General features: G+C 43.1%; 13 protein-coding genes. 8 read left to right on the top strand and 5 right to left on the bottom strand.

Annotated features, from left to right (window positions below; genetic code table 11):
* The first annotated feature begins 3 nt into the window (after positions 1-3).
* Entirely contained in the window at positions 4-2,256 is a 2,253-nt protein-coding gene (locus PBT90_RS08660) for an ATP-binding protein (RefSeq protein ID WP_270132760.1), read from the top strand.
* A 3-nt stretch (positions 2,257-2,259) separates the two neighbouring features.
* Here PBT90_RS08660 and PBT90_RS08665 read toward each other — a convergent pair whose 3' ends face one another.
* Complete coding sequence (locus tag PBT90_RS08665; RefSeq protein ID WP_264810000.1) at positions 2,260-2,874, bottom strand: DUF4230 domain-containing protein; 615 nt, start codon at positions 2,872-2,874, stop codon at positions 2,260-2,262.
* Positions 2,875-3,236: 362 nt separating this feature from the next.
* Here PBT90_RS08665 and PBT90_RS08670 point away from each other — a divergent pair, with 362 nt between their 5' ends.
* The 4 genes from PBT90_RS08670 (at position 3,237) to PBT90_RS08685 (ending at position 8,758) form a co-directional block, all read left to right on the top strand.
* Entirely contained in the window at positions 3,237-4,988 is a 1,752-nt protein-coding gene (locus PBT90_RS08670; RefSeq protein ID WP_264810001.1) for a hypothetical protein, read from the top strand.
* 11 nt (positions 4,989-4,999) lie between these two features.
* Positions 5,000-7,696: a hypothetical protein gene (locus PBT90_RS08675; protein ID WP_264810002.1), complete on the top strand. Its 2,697-nt coding sequence runs from the start codon at positions 5,000-5,002 to the stop codon at positions 7,694-7,696.
* Between the two features lie 7 nt (positions 7,697-7,703).
* Positions 7,704-8,339 carry a hypothetical protein gene (locus PBT90_RS08680; protein ID WP_264810003.1) on the top strand — a complete coding sequence of 212 codons (636 nt, stop codon included), beginning with the start codon at positions 7,704-7,706 and terminating at the stop codon, positions 8,337-8,339.
* A gap of 164 nt (positions 8,340-8,503) precedes the next feature.
* A complete protein-coding gene (locus PBT90_RS08685; protein ID WP_264810004.1) occupies positions 8,504-8,758 on the top strand; it encodes a hypothetical protein in 255 nt (84 codons plus the stop codon).
* Positions 8,759-8,856: 98 nt separating this feature from the next.
* Here the strand turns inward: PBT90_RS08685 and PBT90_RS08690 are convergent, their stop codons facing one another.
* On the bottom strand, positions 8,857-10,899 hold the full coding sequence (locus PBT90_RS08690; RefSeq protein WP_264810005.1) for a glutamine--tRNA ligase/YqeY domain fusion protein: 2,043 nt from the start codon (positions 10,897-10,899) through the stop codon (positions 8,857-8,859).
* Positions 10,900-11,239: 340 nt separating this feature from the next.
* On the opposite strand from PBT90_RS08690, the gene PBT90_RS08695 reads away from it, so the two are divergent.
* Positions 11,240-12,754: a GH3 auxin-responsive promoter family protein gene (locus PBT90_RS08695; RefSeq protein WP_264810006.1), complete on the top strand. Its 1,515-nt coding sequence runs from the start codon at positions 11,240-11,242 to the stop codon at positions 12,752-12,754.
* Here the strand turns inward: PBT90_RS08695 and PBT90_RS08700 are convergent.
* The gene (locus tag PBT90_RS08700; RefSeq protein ID WP_264810007.1) at positions 12,744-13,409 is read right to left on the bottom strand and encodes a M48 family metalloprotease; all 666 of its coding nucleotides are present in this window, start codon (positions 13,407-13,409) and stop codon (positions 12,744-12,746) included. The two genes, PBT90_RS08695 and PBT90_RS08700, sit on opposite strands and share 11 nt — an antisense overlap.
* A 184-nt stretch (positions 13,410-13,593) precedes the next feature.
* Here PBT90_RS08700 and PBT90_RS08705 point away from each other — a divergent pair, with 184 nt between their 5' ends.
* Together PBT90_RS08705 and PBT90_RS08710 are read left to right on the top strand one after the other, a co-directional pair.
* Positions 13,594-14,610 (top strand): hypothetical protein, encoded by a 1,017-nt coding sequence (locus tag PBT90_RS08705; RefSeq protein ID WP_264810008.1) that lies wholly within the window; start codon positions 13,594-13,596, stop codon positions 14,608-14,610.
* Between the two features lie 53 nt (positions 14,611-14,663).
* Positions 14,664-15,962 (top strand): serine hydrolase domain-containing protein, encoded by a 1,299-nt coding sequence (locus PBT90_RS08710; RefSeq protein ID WP_264810009.1) that lies wholly within the window; start codon positions 14,664-14,666, stop codon positions 15,960-15,962.
* 145 nt (positions 15,963-16,107) lie between these two features.
* Here the strand turns inward: PBT90_RS08710 and PBT90_RS08715 are convergent, their stop codons facing one another.
* Both PBT90_RS08715 and greB read right to left on the bottom strand, forming a co-directional pair.
* Entirely contained in the window at positions 16,108-16,863 is a 756-nt protein-coding gene (locus PBT90_RS08715) for a sulfite exporter TauE/SafE family protein (protein WP_264810010.1), read from the bottom strand.
* A gap of 243 nt (positions 16,864-17,106) precedes the next feature.
* The gene (greB, locus tag PBT90_RS08720) at positions 17,107-17,622 is read right to left on the bottom strand and encodes a transcription elongation factor GreB (RefSeq protein ID WP_270132767.1); all 516 of its coding nucleotides are present in this window, start codon (positions 17,620-17,622) and stop codon (positions 17,107-17,109) included.
* Positions 17,623-17,755: the final 133 nt, after the last annotated feature.

Below are 17,755 nucleotides of genomic sequence, written 5' to 3' on the forward strand. Positions count from 1 at the left end.
TGCATGATAGTAAAAGACATCGTAAACCGGGACATAGTGAACCTCACCAACTGTGAGCAAGAGCCCATTCATATTCCCGGTAGTATTCAGCCACATGGTTTCCTATTGGGGCTGAAGCAAGAGTCTTTTAGTATTGATTTTTGCAGCGGAAACACAGAAGAATTCATTTCCCAGTCTCATACCAAGCTTCTTGGCAAAACCCTAAATGAGGTTTTTGGAGATCAGGTTCTCGCTAAGCTTCTGGATTATATAGCTGATAATAAGATGCTTTCTTCCTTGCTTTTGAAACTTAACTTAAGCGATAAGGAATTTCTATGCACAGTGCATAAGAGTGGTACTATCTACATTTTAGAAGCAGAGCCTGTCAATGATCAAGCAAAACAGCCCCATGAAGTGTATGACCATACCTCACAGTTTTTAACCTATCTACATACTACCAACAGCCTGAAGGAGCTCTGCCATCTAGTGGCTGAAGGCACCCGGGAAATCACCGGTTATGATAGGGTAATGATTTACCGGTTTGATAGAAACTATAATGGTGAGGTTTTCGCGGAAAGTTGCCGGGCAGATTTAGAACCTTTTCTGGGCTTACATTATCCACATACAGACATTCCTCCGCAGGCCAGGGATCTCTACATGAAGAACCTGCTGAGGTTGATCACAGATATAGATTATACTCCTGTTCCCATCTATACCATAGATGACCAGGAAGAGAAGAATCTGGACTTAAGTCTATCGATTTTGCGCAGCACCTCTCCAATCCACGTGGAGTACTTACAAAATATGGGCGTAGGAGCTACGCTGACCATATCTTTGATTTATAAAAACAGGCTTTGGGGCTTGATCGCATGCCATCACTATTCCCCAAAAAACCTGACGCCAGAGATTAGGCTGGCGGCACAGTTGCAAGGTCATTTTATTACCTCACAGATTGATTTGCGTCAGTCCCAGGAGGAATATGAAATAGCCCGAAAAGTCAATGCATCATTTGATAAAGTGGATATGTTTGACCTTACCGTGGACAATGCATCCTTCGAAGAGTTGGTAAAGATTCCTGAACTTATCACGCTTTGCAATGCTGCTGGAGTCTCTTTGGTAGTGGATGGGGTGGTGTACAAAAGTGGACTTGCACCCGCAGACGATGAGGTTTTGTTTTTGGCAGACTACTTTTCAGAGCAAACTGAGAACAGCAGTTTTGTAACAGAGAAACTCATAGATCACCTTCCTCACCGAGCTGAATTGTGTGGAGAAATAGCAGGATTGATTTTTCATGCATTGGATATGGATACCAATAACTGTATCATTTGGTATAGACCTGAGACCAAAACTGAAGTCAAATGGGCTGGTGACCCTAGCAAATCCATCATCAAAGACAAAAAGGGCTTATCCCCAAGGAGGTCTTTTGAGCTATGGAAAGAAATCGTAGAATGTACCTGTAAACCCTGGTATCAATCTGAAATTGAAGCTTGCGCTGCTTATTCTTACAGTCTTCAGCGTCAGTTGAATATGATATTACTGACTAAGGAAGAAGAGAAATACAGAAAACTGGCCGAATTGCTCAAAGAAAAGAATGCAGAACTGGAAAATATCAACTGGATCAGCTCGCATGACCTTCAAGAACCATTAAGAAAGATTCAGCTTATTTCTTCTCATTTACTAGCCGAAGAAGAGGTGTCATCAGCCGTTGAACACTCCCTTAACCGACTCAATGCTTCAGCAGAAAGAATGCAGACTTTGCTGGCTGATATCAGGAAATATAGCAAGTTAAATGCCTCGGAAGATCCATTTGAGGAAGTTGAGCTGGGAGTGATTTTGGAGCAGGTCAAGCGTAATGCACTGGAAAATGCGGAGGCTGCTGTGGACATTTCCTGGGACAAGCTCCCTGTGTTGCGAGGCGTCCCATTTTTGATACAGCAGCTTTTTTCCAACCTGATATCAAACTCCATCAAATATGCCAAGAAAGGTGTACATCTTAGGATTGAAATTACTGCATGGGATGAAAAACTCCCTTTTGAGAAAGAAGATGCGCTTTATCAAGTGATCTCAGTTCAGGATAATGGGATAGGATTTGAGCAGAAATATGCAGATTCTATTTTCAATATCTTCACCAAACTCCACCATGCATCCCAATATCCAGGCTCCGGCATGGGACTAGCTCTATGTAAAAAGATCATGCGCAATCACGGAGGTCATATTCAGGCAAAAGGTGAATTGGGAGTGGGTACTGAGATCATGCTTTACTTTCCGGTAAGCTGATAGTTATTGTTTTAAACGCTCCATTTCCTCTGCGGCGGTAATGGGCTGTTCGTTATAAACCAAAGTCCAACCCAGAGAATTGGTAAGAATATAGATATTCAACAGCTCCTCCATCAATCTGTCCTGAGCTTCAGCACGCAGGTTGCTACTCTCTACTTTTTTACGAAAGTAGTCTGTCACGCTATTTTTGATTTTGTTGTAATCTTTTGCTTCAAACTTATTGAAGTAATCTTGCTTCACATCGTAATACTCAAATTCAGGATAAATATTGATCTCCGGATCTGGAATGCTCAGTAAGGTTACAGTTTTGTTTTTCTCGTCTAGCCTTATTTCCAAAGCTCTCAGATCATATTCTACCGTTGCTTTTGCATGGGTTACGACCAGCGCTTTTTTATCAGAGGTGATCATGTCAAGAAAGAGGTTCTGGGAATTTTTGTAGGTGAACACCTGCGAGTAGTTAGCTTCTGTGACGATTAGTTTGCCGACTTGCTGGATTTGCTCCTGGATCATATTTGAGGCTGCACGTAGCTCATTTTTTTGCGCATTTCTATCCAAAAAATACCAGATGCTTCCTAGTAGGAGCACAGCAAGTAGAAATCCATTGGCAAATCTCGTCATGATTTTAAGCTGAAAGTTGTAGATATGATACCACAAACGGGTTTACTGGAAAATGGATGTGGGCAAAGGGATACATAAACATAGGTTAGACTTAAGATCTATTTGAGTATCAATCAGATTGCTCTACAAAATACGTGTTTACACGTATTTCAATTCTTAGTTGATCCAGCTAGTTTTATAGCATCAATTCATTCTTAATTTTTCTGAATATCCATTGTTTAATTTAAAGTACTGGTAGTCACTATTCCTTTATTTGGATAAAACTCCATCACTAATGTTTTATCCCTCTAGTTCATCGGGTAGCTAGTGCAGTACTTTGACTTTTTCGACAAGGGTATTTGGGAGCTAAAACCAATAAAATCATGTCAAAAAATCAAAATTTGGGTGGTTTTGATATGGTTTTGGGCTTATCCCAAAACACGATCAATTACCAGTTCATGAAACTCCACCAGCGCAACTTCATCAAAAGGAAGTGGTCTGTAATGGTAGGAAATGTATTAAACCCTCCTGAAGGCGAAAAACCCTTTCATGAGGAAGCAACGGATGCACAGTTTAAGGGCAAACTCGACAGATGGGTAGTCCTGCAAAAGCAAATTGCAGAAGCCAGGCAAGCAGGAAAATGGGCGGACATAGGAAAACTAGTGGATACGCTAAATGCAGAAAAACTGAATTTTGACTATGCCTGGGATGCTGTTTTGGAAGCACCAACTGTTGAAATTATCAGTAAGGACACGCACAACCTGTATTTCAACTTGTCCTTTAGCAGTGGGAATCTCTATTACAGGGCAGAGCAGACCTCAGAGGTTAAAATCTTTTCGCTCAAAGACACACTTTATTCATTCACTACTCCAGTTGGTAGACTTAAGATCAATAAGAATCAAATGATTATGGAGGCTGATAATGAAATGAGCAACCTGATCAGAAACAGTGGGATCAGCGAGGCAGATTTTAGGATCGAAAGTCTGTTCCTGAACTTCGAAAATGCGAATATTTCCACCTTTGACAAGGACAGAAGCAGGTTTCCTGAAAACTCCACACTTCCCCTACAGATCGCCATTGAAAGCTACTTCAACCTCATGCTAGCAGGAAGTGAAAACCCCTACGTGCTGGGCTATGGGGTGACCAGACCGGAAATCAAAAGTACAAAGGCCATGTTTCAGCCTACCTCCTTGGAGTACTCCACTTCATTCAGCAGCAAAACTGATCCTAAAACTCCGCTTCCAGGCCAATTCAGTGCATTTAACTTTATGATGATGCTGGATGGGGATTCTCCTGAGAAAAGCCAAAGCACCGGAGTTCTCCCGTCCAGTCTAATAGAACTGGGGAAGGATACCACTGCTACCACAGATGGGGTTTTTGCGATAGGGTCGGTGCAATTTGAAGATTACCTCAAAAGCCTGGATGATTACCTGGTGGGAGTATTTGAAAGTAAGCCGGATGTAACTGTGGAAAATGGATCCTTTCAAAATGTGGACGGAAAATGGACTATGAAAGCCAGTCATGATGGCAAGCGGAAAGATGACAAGATCAAAACCGTTTATACTTTGATCAGAAAACCTATTTCAAATTCTGAACTGGGAATTACTGTGGAGTATGAATTTCATGTTCACATAGAAGTCCACATCATTGCTAAGATTATAGGAGAATTTGAGGTCAAGCGAATTGACCTATCCACCGCTGGTCAATACACCTATAATGACATAAAGGAAAAGGGTAAAGTAGGCAGTTTTAAGTTCCTGATCAAGAATGGGAAAGAGGGAAGATTTGATCTGGAACATTCCTTGGATGCCCCCAAAATAGCTTTTGACTCCAATCCCCAAATCATAGGAGGGGACTTTTTTACAGTGTTGTTACAGATACTTTCTTTCATTTTTTTATGGCCGATCAAGATTGTGGAAGGCATCATCAATCAAATCGCTGTAGATCTAGGCTCTAGCTCCACTTCCCAGGAAAACAAAAGAATAGAAGAGTTGCGAAGCCTCGATGTGCTCAATCAGACCAATAAGGTGATTCTGCCTTTGGGTAAAACTTATACTTATAAAAATCTACGCTTCCTGCAGGATAAGGCAATGGTGGCTTATGATATCTCTTACGCAATAGTAGTTGAAAAATAAACCTCAAAATCATGCAATCAGAAGAAAATAAAATCAGCAGGGATGATAATGTTCAAGTCAATTCATACAGTGAATTGATGAGTAATTACTTCCCGGAATCCAGTATTAAAGGCAGTAAGGAAATCCGCACTTTGATGATAGGTCCCGATCAACCTTTGGTTTTCTACCAGGACAAGGAGGACAAACTTCACGCCCTCCTACGAAAGGAAGGATCTGAATCTGGATGGGTGAACATATCTCTATCTAAGGGTGCTGTCAAATCCTATGAGTTTGAATACAATAGAACTGAGGAAAGCTTCCAAATCGCCAAAGTAGAGGACAATCAGGTTTGGGTTTCCCAGAGCTTGCCTATTGGCAGTACAGACTTTGATAAGTTGAGTGAACTCCTGTCCTGGACGGGTGTGACCCCAGGGTCCTATAAAGAGCAGGTGGATAAAGTTTCCATAGGTACCAAACACTTACTATTTGCCACTTCGGAGGCAGGAAAGGATGCACTTTATTATCTCGCCGACCTAGAGGAGTTAAACCCAAAGGCCTACACCTTGCCAGAACACGCCAAGGTCATTTATCATTTTGAACTGGGAAATTTTCTGTACTCCAACGGTGTGTTTTTCCTGTATCAAATCGGAAAGGAAAAGGGTATGCTTTACCAGTCTTTTCCTGACCCCAAATACAACAAGGTAGATCAGTATAGATTTGAACCTGGTGAATCCATCAATAGCTTCGCATTATTGGAATCAGAGGATGGAAATGACATCGTGTATGCAGCCGGTAATCAGGTTCACGAAATCAAGGCCGCTGAGGATGGAAGTACCTTTGCCATCCAAACCTTACCGGGTACTTTGGATAAAATCACTAAGATCCGGGCAGCCTCGTATCAAAATGAACATTCGGTGTGGGCATTGGACAGTCGGGGTTTGCATTACCAAACCAACAGGTTTTTTGACCAAAATTCCCAATCCTTTGAAGTAGGTAAATGGACTGCTCCCTTGCTGATGGTGGATGGGGCAGAGCAGTTTAGCTGCGCAAAAGGAAAAGGAGCCCGAAATCAACTGTTTGCTGTCAATACCAGTCATGGAAGCGAACTGACCCGCCTTTGGCAAGATGAGGTCACCACCATGTGGAATTCCCATCAGGTCACCTTATCGGATATGGATAGCCTAAAGGAGGTAGAGTCATACTCCGCGCAGATTCGCTTCAATGCCGATACCAGCCTGAAAAGCTTTGCAGGGCAAAAAGTCATGCTCAGTGCAGATAGTAACCTTTTTGTGTACATCAATAGCCAGAGCTATCACCTGGGACCAGATCATCAGGTGGCCATACCGCTGGGATTGGTTCCGGAATTTACCATAATTTGCCCGGTTAAAGGCCTGGGTTCTTCCGTGGTCAGGATCAATGCTGATTTTCTTCAAGAAGAAAAGCTAGTCAGTCTCAGCGGCAAAGTTCTGGAGCGGATGAACGAGAGAGTAAATGCCTCCAAGGGCCTAGACAAAGTCAAAAAAGCCAATGGACAATCTCTTGTGCCTGCCGGTGTAGACCCATCAGCTGTCAAAGGAGCCCAGGAGGGCATTAGCCAAATGCTGAGTGTGGCCAAAGATATGGGCGCCAAAAAGCCCGTTTCTCTCGCCAATACTGCTTTTACGGTAGGAGCGACAGCATCTGCTACTACCTTGACCAGTGGAGTCAGTCTACATTCCTTGGCAGATGCGGGGCATACTTTAGGTGACTTTTTACATTCCATCTGGGACAAAGCCAAGGAAGCCTTTGAGTTTGTGATGGAGAAGGTAGCAAATGGGGTGAAATTTATCATCAAAATAGGGGAGCAGGTTTTCAATTGGATCGTGAAAACCATCCATGAGATAGGCAGCTTTATAGAGAAAGTCTTTGAAGCGATCAAGGTGTTTTTCAAGGATTTGTTTGAATTCCTGGCATTTCTGTTTGACTGGGATTCGATTTTGGCTACCAAAAAAGCCTACAAGGGTTTCGTCAACAATTCGCTGGAAGGTTTGAAAAGTGAAATAGGTACTATCAGAAAATTCATAGATGAAACTTTGGAGCGGGAAATCGAAAAATTCTCCCCCGAACTGGTCAATATACCCGACCAAATGAACAAGGTAGATGTGACGGATTCTCCGAAGGAGTCCCAGGCAGATCCCCGCGCCAATTGGCTCAATTCCAAGAAAGATTACCTGGACAAGGGCAAAGAAGGGGAAGTTAAAAAGAAAATGCCCACAGAGTTTTCGAATGTCTTTGAAAGCCTGATAAATGATCTAAAGCCTATCCTAGAGAAAACCGGAGTGGGACTTTTAAGTCAGATCGAACTGGTGGGGAAGGAATTTACCAAGGTGATTCACGGAAAAACTACCTTCGGGGACTTTCTCAAGTTTGCACTTCAAAAACTAGCAGGAACTGGGCTTTTCCTCCTCAAGCAGCTGATCGATGTGATCATGAGAGCACTGGAAGCCCTGGTAGAAGTTGCCTATGTAGGACTGAATAAGGAATGGCAAATCCCTATTCTTTCACAATTGTACAAGCAGATTTCAGGTGGAGATGCATTGACCTTCCTAGACGTCATGTGTCTGTTTGTAGCCATTCCAAGTACCATTCTTTACAAAATCGCAGAAGGAAAAGCTCCTTTTGAATCTTCGGAAACAAGAGATGCCTTTGTCAAATCTGGTGAACGAGTTTTTCAATTAAATCTTAACTAATAATATCATGAGTGTAGAAGATGAAATAGATAGAATCCTGGACTTCACTAGTGTGGGATTGACCAGTTTAGAAGTATTGTTATTTCCAATAGAGGAAGTAGCTGAAGCTACAGAAGCAGATTTGGGCGTATTGAAAACAGCCTCCAAGGTATTGGCAGGGGTGGGCGTTCTTTCCATCTTAGGCTCAGTAGGCATGCTTTATCATAGGAATGCAAAAATTCCTCTGATCATCAAATGGCTGCTGGTTCCCCTGATTATTGTACACGTAGCGGTGATCCTCAGTTTATTTGGGCTGTTGGGCTTCGGACAGGGAGGCTTGAAAAAAGGCCTGGAGTTTGGTTTGAAATATGTCAAACCCATTGCCTACAGCCTGATGGGGGTAGCCATAATTCCTTTGATGGCGATTTTTCCGGAAAAGCTCTTCAATGTAAAATACATTGGTAAAGTGATTTACTACATACCGGCAGGCCTGGGAATTCCGCCAATCAATAAGCAACCCTACTATGCGATTGTGATATTGGTACGTGCAGGTGGACTGATCACATCCCTAGCGGGTGAGATAATAGAACTAGCTGCTGGGGGAGAAAAAGAAAATGTGAAAGAACTGCCTCCGGGACAGGATCCGGAAGTAGGACTGGCTTAGCACTTAAAAATAATGGCGGTATTTCTCACGGAATATCGCCATTATTTATTTGGCAGAATTTGCGGATACATTGGGAAATGAAGTAAAAAGGGGAGCGGGGTTTTTACTTTGATTCTGGATCTAATCTTTACCTTTACCGGCTCATTAGCAAAGCGAATTACCCCATGTTTGACGGACCGGATTACCCTCAATCTATTAAAGAAGAACTATTTGAATCCTGGCTGGAAGAAGGCAGGGCACATGTGATAGGTTATCATTATTTGCTCATCGTCTGGAACGTATATGACGAAAAGTATAATTCAGTTTATGTGGAAACCCGGGATGAAATCAGCAGTTACGAGTTATATCCCAATGCCCGTGGACCAGAAGCTTTGATTGCTGCGTATGATTTGTATTCAGAAGGAAGGATCCAACTTTAGGATTATGCTGGGATTTGTTGGATTTCGATAGGTTTACACTAAAAAACGCTCGCCGGATAGTCCAACGAGCGTTAATCTTAAGTTTCAAACTATTGATTTCAAAGCTTTGCAGCTTCTCCTGCTAGTTCTTCATTACCATCCGCTAAACCAGCCGCTATAAAGGCTTCCGCTTCAGTAGTTCTTTCCTGCCCTTTGCTCAGTAAGACCCCCAGGGCAATCATCACCCCGATTCTCGTACCTACCTTTTTGGCCGCCGTATTGAAAAGTGGCTCCAATTCTTCATAGGACACCTCTTCAGCTAGCTTGGCAATAGTCGCTCTTGCGGCAGCTAGTTTATCACCAGAGAGATTGGTGTACTTTTTGGCAATCTTTTGAATCTCATTGATGGCGCTTCGCTGTCCCTGCGCCTGTCCACCGCCTTGGTTGGGTTGTTTAGCGGCCTGATTCTTTTGGGCGGGAGCAGGCTGCTGCTTAGCCCATGAATCTCTTAATCCTACGGTTTTGTTGAATACCAGGTGCTCAGCTTTGGAGTCCTTATCCAAAGTGAAGTAGCCTAAGCGTTGGAACTGAAACTTGTCCTCCATGGAGGCACCTTGCAGAAATGGCTCCAAATAAGCTTCTTTGATCACTTTCAAGGATTCTGGGTTTATAAAATCCATAAAGCTTTTGTCCTCATGACTGTCCGGAGCTTCATCTAGAAACAAACGATCGTACTCTCGAACTTCCGCCTTGATGGCGTGCTGAATGGAAACCCAGTGCAATGTTCCCTTTACCTTTCTGGTGCTTGCTTCTGTCCCTGATCCAGATCTTGAATCCAAGTCAGCTGTACAATGAATCTCGGTGATATTTCCTGCAGCATCCTTTACCACTGATTCACCTTTGATGATATAGGCACTTTTCAGTCTTACCTCATTTCCCAGTGTCAAACGGAAAAATTTGTTTCCGGCCTCTTCTTTGAAGTCTTCTCTTTCTATGTATAGTTCACCACTGAATGGCAACTCATGTGTTCCCGAATTCGGATCCTCAGGGTTATTTTCAGCAGTTAAGAGCTCAGTTTTCCCTGCCGGATAATTGGTGATGACCAGCTTCACCGGATCCAGCACAGCCATTACCCGAGTAGCAGTTTTGTTCAGGTCCTCCCTGATGCAGTATTCCAGCAGAGAGACATCCGTGACAGAATCCCGCTTGGAGATCCCAGAAACCTCTGAGAATTTACGGATGGATTCTGGCGTGTAGCCCCTTCTTCTCAGTCCGGAGATGGTCGGCATGCGTGGATCATCCCAGCCCGAGACCGTTTTACTTTGTACTAATTCGAGCAGTTTTCTTTTGCTCATCACGGTATAGCTTAGGTTTCTACGAGCAAATTCCCTTTGCTTTGGTCGCAGCAAAGAAGGATCATAAATCTGATCTAAAAACCAGTCGTAAAGCTCCCGGTGCATCTTGAATTCCAAGGTACATAGGGAGTGCGAAACCTGCTCTATATAGTCTGATTCTCCATGGGCCCAGTCGTACATAGGGTAAATGCACCACGCTGTACCGGTACGGTGATGTGCTTTTCTTACAATCCTGTAGATCAGCGGATCACGCATTAGCATATTAGGAGAGGCCATGTCTATTTTCGCCCGAAGCACATAGGAACCCTGCTCAAATTCCCCTTCCTTCATGCGCTCAAAAAGATCCAGATTTTCTTCCACCGATCTATCCCTATAAGGGCTAGGAACTCCTGGGGTAGTAGGGGTGCCTTTTTGCTCAGCCATAGCTTCGGCAGACTGCTCATCTACATAGGCTTTTCCCTCTTTGATCAGCTGGATAGCCCAGTCATACATCTGCTGAAAGTAGTCTGAGGAATAGCATTCTTTGGCCCATTTAAAACCTAGCCATTGGATATCATATTTGATAGCGTCCACATATTCCTGCTCTTCCTTGCTGGGGTTGGTATCATCAAAACGAAGATTTACCGGGGCATTGTGCTGCTCGCCCAGGCCGAAATTCAGGCATATCGAAGCTGCATGTCCTATATGCAGATAGCCGTTGGGCTCAGGTGGAAATCTGAATCGAAGTTTGTTCGGGTCAAAACCTGCAGCCAGGTCATCAGCAATGATTTGTTCTATAAAATTCAGTGAGGCGTGTTCTTCAGTCATAGGTCAAAATTGAAAATCAAAATTAAGGCAATTGCCTTGAAAAGCAATCAGCCTAGGCTTATTGAAAGGTTTCAAAATTGAATGATTTAAAAATGCTTTTTCCACTAGCGTAAAGCTGAAGATCTGCTTTTCCTTTTTCTAGGCACCTGATTACAACATTGCGGAGAAGGAGGAGCTTTGAACTGCTGCTGTAACTTCCATTTTATGTCCTTGGCGAGCACAGCTAGGCAAAGTCAAACTATTAATTCTGAATCGCCAATTCCGCTAAATCTTTTGAAGTAGTATCTTAATAAATCCGCAGGAGGCACAGGCTTTGCCTTTTCCCCTGTAAAAAGAATATATGGCCATCATAGGAAAGCTGGTAAAAGCAGGACTAGACATTACTTCAATCCTCACTTCCGCGGAAGAAAGCCCGCAGCATTCGCAAGAAAAACAGTTGAGAGAACTCTTGGAACAGGCAAAAGAAACTGCATTTGGGAAGTATTATGGTTTTGCAGAAATTCTGAAAGCTGATGATCCTGTTTCAGCCTTCAGAAGAGAGGTTCCCATTTTCAATTATGAGCAGATGCATGCGCAATGGTGGTGCAGGCAGGAAAAACTAGCGGATATCACTTGGCCCGGAAAGCCGGATTTCTTTGCACGAAGCAGTGGAACTACCGGTAAAAGCAGCAAGCGAATTCCAATTACGGAGGAGTTTTTGGGGTCCATGAAATCGGTGGGTACATCCATGATCAATTCCTTGCATGATTTTGATTTCCCGGAGACACTATTTGAATCAGAAATTTTAATGCTGAGTAGTTCGGCTAGTTTGGAACACAACGAACAGGGTTTCGAGGAAGGTGAAATCTCCGGTATCAACGTGAGTAATTTCCCCGATTGGTATGACATTTTCTACAGACCGGGAAAAGACATCGCAGCCATTTCCGATTGGGATGAGCGAGTAAACGCCATTGCCGAGCAAGCTCCTGAGTGGAATATTGGAGCTATTGCCGGGATTCCTTCCTGGGTTTTACTGATGCTAAAGCGCATCATCGAGCGGCATCAATTGCAGACTATACATGATATCTGGCCTAATTTTCAAGTTTATGCCTCAGGTGGAGTTGCCTTTGAAACTTACCGGGAGGACTTTGAAGCGCTATGTCAAAAACCAATAACTATTCTGGATACTTATTTGGCCTCTGAGGGATTTATAGCCTATACAAGCAGGCCGGAAACCATGGCTATGAAATTGGCACTACACCATGGGTACTTTTTCGAATTTATTCCATTTGACCATCGTGGCGTAAATGAAAGAGGAGAGCTGCTGAGCGAACCGATGGTCTTGGGCATAGAGGAGGTAGAGTTGGAGCAGGAATATGCGCTTGTGCTGAGTTCTTGTGCAGGTGCCTGGAGATATGTGATCGGGGATGTGATTCGCTTTGAAAGCTTGGCTCCGCCACAAATCAAAATTACCGGAAGGACCAAATTCTTCCTGAACGTGGTAGGGTCTCAGCTTTCCGAAGAAAAGATGGATACGGCCATTTTGGAACTGGCAGAAAGAATGGGTAAAACCATCAATGAATACATGGTCTCCGCCTTGAAAAATGAGGCCGGAGATTACATCCATCAATGGGTGTTGGTGACTGACCTGGAGTCAAAGGGTTTGGCCGGTCAATTGGATGAACTACTGAAGTCTGCCAATAAAAATTACGCTGTAGCCCGTACAAAAGCCCTGAAAGGAATAGATGTAAAAGTCATCTCAAAGGCTCAATACACAGCTTTTTTGGCTCAAACCAACCAAAAAGGCGGGCAGACTAAAACTCCTAAGGTCATGAAGCCTGAGAAGATGAGAAGCTTACTTGACTTTATAAGTTAACCTCAGGCAATACCGGAATACGTTCATCTGGACATAGTTCGGCACCGCGTACAGACATGTAATATTTCTTGAGTTGTGCCTGGTAAGTAGGGGAGATGAAATCATTGTGGAGCAGGTATTTCTTCGTGGCGACAATCTCCGCTCTAAACCCATGCCTGATGGCAATGCTATCTGCTTCATGTTCTCGCTGCCTTTTGTATTCATCTGAAAGAGAATAACGTATTCCGTAAACTACCATACCCAAGTTAGAGTGGTTTTCATAGTCTATGATATGACCGAGTTCGTGAGCAAACCATCCCTCTAAGACCCGCTCGGGCAAATCGCTGATCAACAGATCACCTGAATCCAGTACTTTCTCAGCTACATTGATCCTATACCTGCGTTTATTGCTGAATAGGTCGCCTAAATCTATCACAGGTCTAGCTTCCATAGTGGATGCGCTGAGATGCTTCTGCACCAGTTCGAAACTATAGGAATGGAGCTCCGAGTAATTCTGCCAAACTTTTAAGAAAGCCGTTTTAACTTTTTGGTTTATTCCTTCAGAGAATGATGGTGAGTCGGTGGCGGGAGATGAACTGTTTTTGATATAATATGAAAACAGCCCTATTAATAGTAAGGTCAGTGCTCCCGCTAAGATTTTGTATTTGAATTGCATTAGTCTAAAAAATGCAAAGAGCGTTCCAAGGAAGTGGATATTGATGCTAATCTAAAAAGATAGAACATTGGCAATTGCTTATCTAAGCAGATCCTCTTATTTTGAGTCCAATGATTCTCTATCGGCATTGGGGGGTATCCTTAACTCCGTTTATTTTTCACTTTACAGTCCAATACTTTATAAAATGTGCGCTACTTACATAGATCCTCCCAGATTGGTTTTTAGAACTCCGGATAAGCATTCAGGAATGATCTTCAGGCAGGACCCATCTTGGCCCAGGTATTTTTCCGGGATTAAAGGAATTAATTTTTTGGAAGAGGTCTTCGAGTCTGTCCTGTCCACTTTGCCTAGAGGCTTTGTAGGATTCGCTACCAATGACACCGTGAAAACAGCCTCCTTGCTCTATGACAACGTGGTCCTGGTACATGTGTCCCATTTCAGCAATTTATATTACGATCCTTTGGATCATGATGTGCCGTATATTCCTTATGAATCCGGGGTCAAACTGATTATTCACCAAATCCGCAATCCAAATTTCGAAACCGGCGGCTCCATAGCCGATTATTTTAATGGACCTGACAGCGAGGCCGAAGCTAGAAAGCTCATCGAAAGCCATAGACAGTCTTTAACTGATATTTCAGATTCCTGCTATAAAGCAGCTAGTTCCAAGCACTTATCCGTAGTTCCTACTTGGAATGATCGATCTGAATTGGATTACTTGCTACCGGAGGAAAATGCAATGGAGGCTTTTTCAGCTTTGATGGAAAATGTACCTCAGCTAGATGCCCGTAATACCAGTTGGGAGGTGATCAGCGAATTGAAAAAGGACCAGGAAAGTCTGGAAAAAGTACGTAGAATGAGGGTTTGGTTTCATACTGAGGTGAAGTCCAAAAGCTTTGCAGCCGCTCAGGATCTGATACTGAGTAATATGGAAGATTACAAAAGCAGTTTGAAGAAACACGGGGCCAGTTATAAAGACGGGATACTGGAAGTATTCCTAAAAAAAGAAAACCTGACGGCTTCTATAATTTCCGCACTTGCGGGCGTTCAACTGGCAGGGGCAATGGAAGGAATAGCAGCGGCTGGTATTCCCATCTTGGGAGACTTAGTGTTGCAGATCAGAAAGTCCAATCGGGAGAAAAAATCCATCCAAAACCATCCTTTTGCACTACTGACGAAAATAGAGGAAGCTAGTAACTAATTCAGATTGGCAGAAAAGCGGCTATACATTTTAAGGATAAACCATTCTCAAACATGCAAAAATTAATCCTTTCGTTTTTCCTCATTACATCAGTAATATCACTAGGTATTGCGAAGCAGGATCTGATCCAAGCCAAGCCATCTGCCTTAGGGTTTGATGAAGATTACATCAACCTAAAGGTGGATTCTATTATGCAAATGGGCATAGACAGTTTGGCATTTCCGGGAGCACAGGTTTTAGTGGCAAAAAACGACACGGTAATTTTTCACAAAGCTTACGGATACCATACTTACGACAAGCTTCAGCCGGTCGCTTTGAATGACTTATACGATTTGGCATCTGTGACCAAAATTGCCGGGCCATTGCCTGCTTTGATGAAGTTAGTGGACGAAGGAAAGCTTGATCTAGACGCACCATTTAGCAACTATTGGAAGCCCTGGAGAAACCGAAAGGACAAAAAAGACCTAAGTCTCCGGGAGATTTTGGCGCATCAGGCAGGATTGGTTCCGTACATCGTATTCCTGGATAAAGTGGTTAAGAAAAATGGCAAAATCAAAAAGCGCTTGGTCCATCAATCTTCCGGCAAAAGATTCCAAAGACAAGTGTACGACGGGCTTTTTATCAAGGATAAGTTCGAACGGAAAATGAACAGGATCATCAAGCGCTCCAAAGTATCGGATGAAAAGAAATACCTGTACTCTGGCCTCACATTCCTGATTTTTCCTAGTTTGATCGAGCAACTGACTGGGACAGCATACCAAAGCTATTTGGAGGAGAATTTCTATCAGCCCCTAGGTGCCCATACCTTGGGGTATTTACCTCAGGGCAAAAATTATGTAAACCACATTGTGCCTACCGAGGTGGATTCCCTATTTAGAAAAACCTTGGTAAAAGGATGGGTTCATGATGAAAACGCTGCTTTAAAAGGAGGAGTTTCGGGCAATGCAGGTTTATTTGCCACGGCTGATGACCTAGCCAAACTGATGCTCTTTTACCAAAATTATGGCGAAGTCGATGGAGTGCAACTTATCTCCGCCAAAACGGTGAAAGAGTTTACCGAAGTACAATTTCCTGCAAACGAAAACCGCCGTGGACTGGGATTTGACAAGCCCTATTTGGATAATACTGAGCTGCCCTTAGCGGAAGCTTATCCTTCACCATTGGCCAGCCCAACAAGTTTTGGTCACTCTGGATTTACGGGGACTTTTGTGTGGGCCGATCCGGAGAAAAAACTCACTTTTATCTTTCTGTCCAATCGGGTTTATCCATCCAGAGACCATCGAAAGTTGTATAGTTTGAAGATTCGGGAGGCCATTCAGGATGTTTTTTATAGGGGGGAAGCAAAGCTTTGATTTCAAACACTGTTTTCCTTCTCCAGAAGTAGTACAAATAAGGGAAAGCCTAAAGTTATGCTGCTTTTCCAAAAGCAGCACAATAAGGCAAAGACTCAAGTTATGCTGCTTCTCCAGAAGCTGCACAAAAGGCAATCAACAACACTTACTTAAACAGAATAATCACAGCTCCCAGAGCCGTCAGGACCAAAATCATTTTTCTAAAAAAGGCCTCGTTAATCATTTTGACGATTTTGATTCCCAAAATAAACCCGAGAATAATTCCAGGAATCAGTTTCAGATCGAGTAGGAGGGTCTGGGTGGAAATAGTGTTCCATATAAAGAAATGAAAGGGTAATTTGAACACATTGATGATGAGAAAAAGCCAGGCTGCAGTACCTATAAAGTGGTTTTTCGGCAATCGCATAGCTAAAAAGTAAATGTTAGAGATGGGACCGGCCAAGTTGCCGACCATGGTGGTAAAGCCTGCCAAAGTCCCCACACCGCTTGCAAAAGCCCAGTGGGTAGGTACTTTTTTCACTTTTTTACTGTCCCACCAAACGATAAAGGCTATGGTCAGAAAGATGATGATGGCCATGCAGATTTTAAAGGCTTGTTCAGGGAGATCCATCCCAAACCAACTGCCCAAAAGTATACCCAGAATCATCCAGGGAAGGAATTTGGCCACGTATTTCCATTGGGTATGTCTGTTGTAATAGATCACCGCAAACACATCTGCCACCACCAAAAGTGGCAGTACGATGCCGGTAGATTGCTTAGCTTCGAAAGCAATCGCCATAAAAGTCACATTGATAATGGCGATGCCTTTGATTCCGGCTTTGGACAGGCCGATAACAAAAGCTGCTAAAAAACTCAAAATCCATGAAGTGGTACTGATCTCTGAGGCAATGGATAAAAACATAGGTTGGGGTCAAAAACGAAATGCAAAAGTATTTTGAATTCGCTAACATAAAAAATCGATGTGATTATCCGCTACTTTACCAGGAGGCTTAAATAATGACTTTACAAGCGGATAATCGTCGACAGTCCATAGGCCACGGTACGTAAATTTGAAATCAACAAGGTGTGATTTATTTGCTGGCAAGAAGCCATCTCTAATGAAGTAGGGGGATTTAGGGATAAACCTGGGACCAATTTGGCCATCCTATTTTTGATACTCTATTTTAAGAATTTTCCATACAAAATCACCCAATTTGGTTTTTACTATCACCTCATCTCCAACGGCTTTACCAAGAAGCGATTTCGCCATAGGGGAGTCCATAGAGATATAATCCTTATTACCGATGAGTTCTTCGTAACCCACAATACGAAAACGGTTTTGAAGACCTTTCTTTTCGTTTTTAATTTCTACCCAAGCACCAAAATTCACTTTCCCTTCCTGGTTGGGGTGGTAATCAATCACCTTAAAATCATCGATACACTTCCGCAAATAGCGTAGGCGATTATCAATTTCACGAAGACGCTTTTTGTTGTAATGGTAATCGGCATTTTCTGATCGATCTCCCAAACTGGCGGCCCATGCCACCTTAGCGGTCACGTCTGGACGTTCCACTCGCCACAGGTGATCATGTTCTTCCTTTAACTTTTGCAAGCCTTCAGGAGTAATCAATTGTGAGCGGTTGAGTTTGGGTAGCGTTGATTCAGGAATTTTTCGCCTCATGATAAAAGATCTTGTTTTGAAAATTTTCGCAAGATAATATAATGATGGGAGAGCTTTGTTCCTGCGGCAGAATCAATATCAGTTTTAAAACCTTCCAGCCCCGCATCTGGCTTTGCCGAAACGAATTGTGCTG

The sequence above is a fragment of the Algoriphagus sp. TR-M9 genome, from assembly GCF_027594545.1.
Lineage (GTDB): Bacteria > Bacteroidota > Bacteroidia > Cytophagales > Cyclobacteriaceae > Algoriphagus > Algoriphagus halophytocola.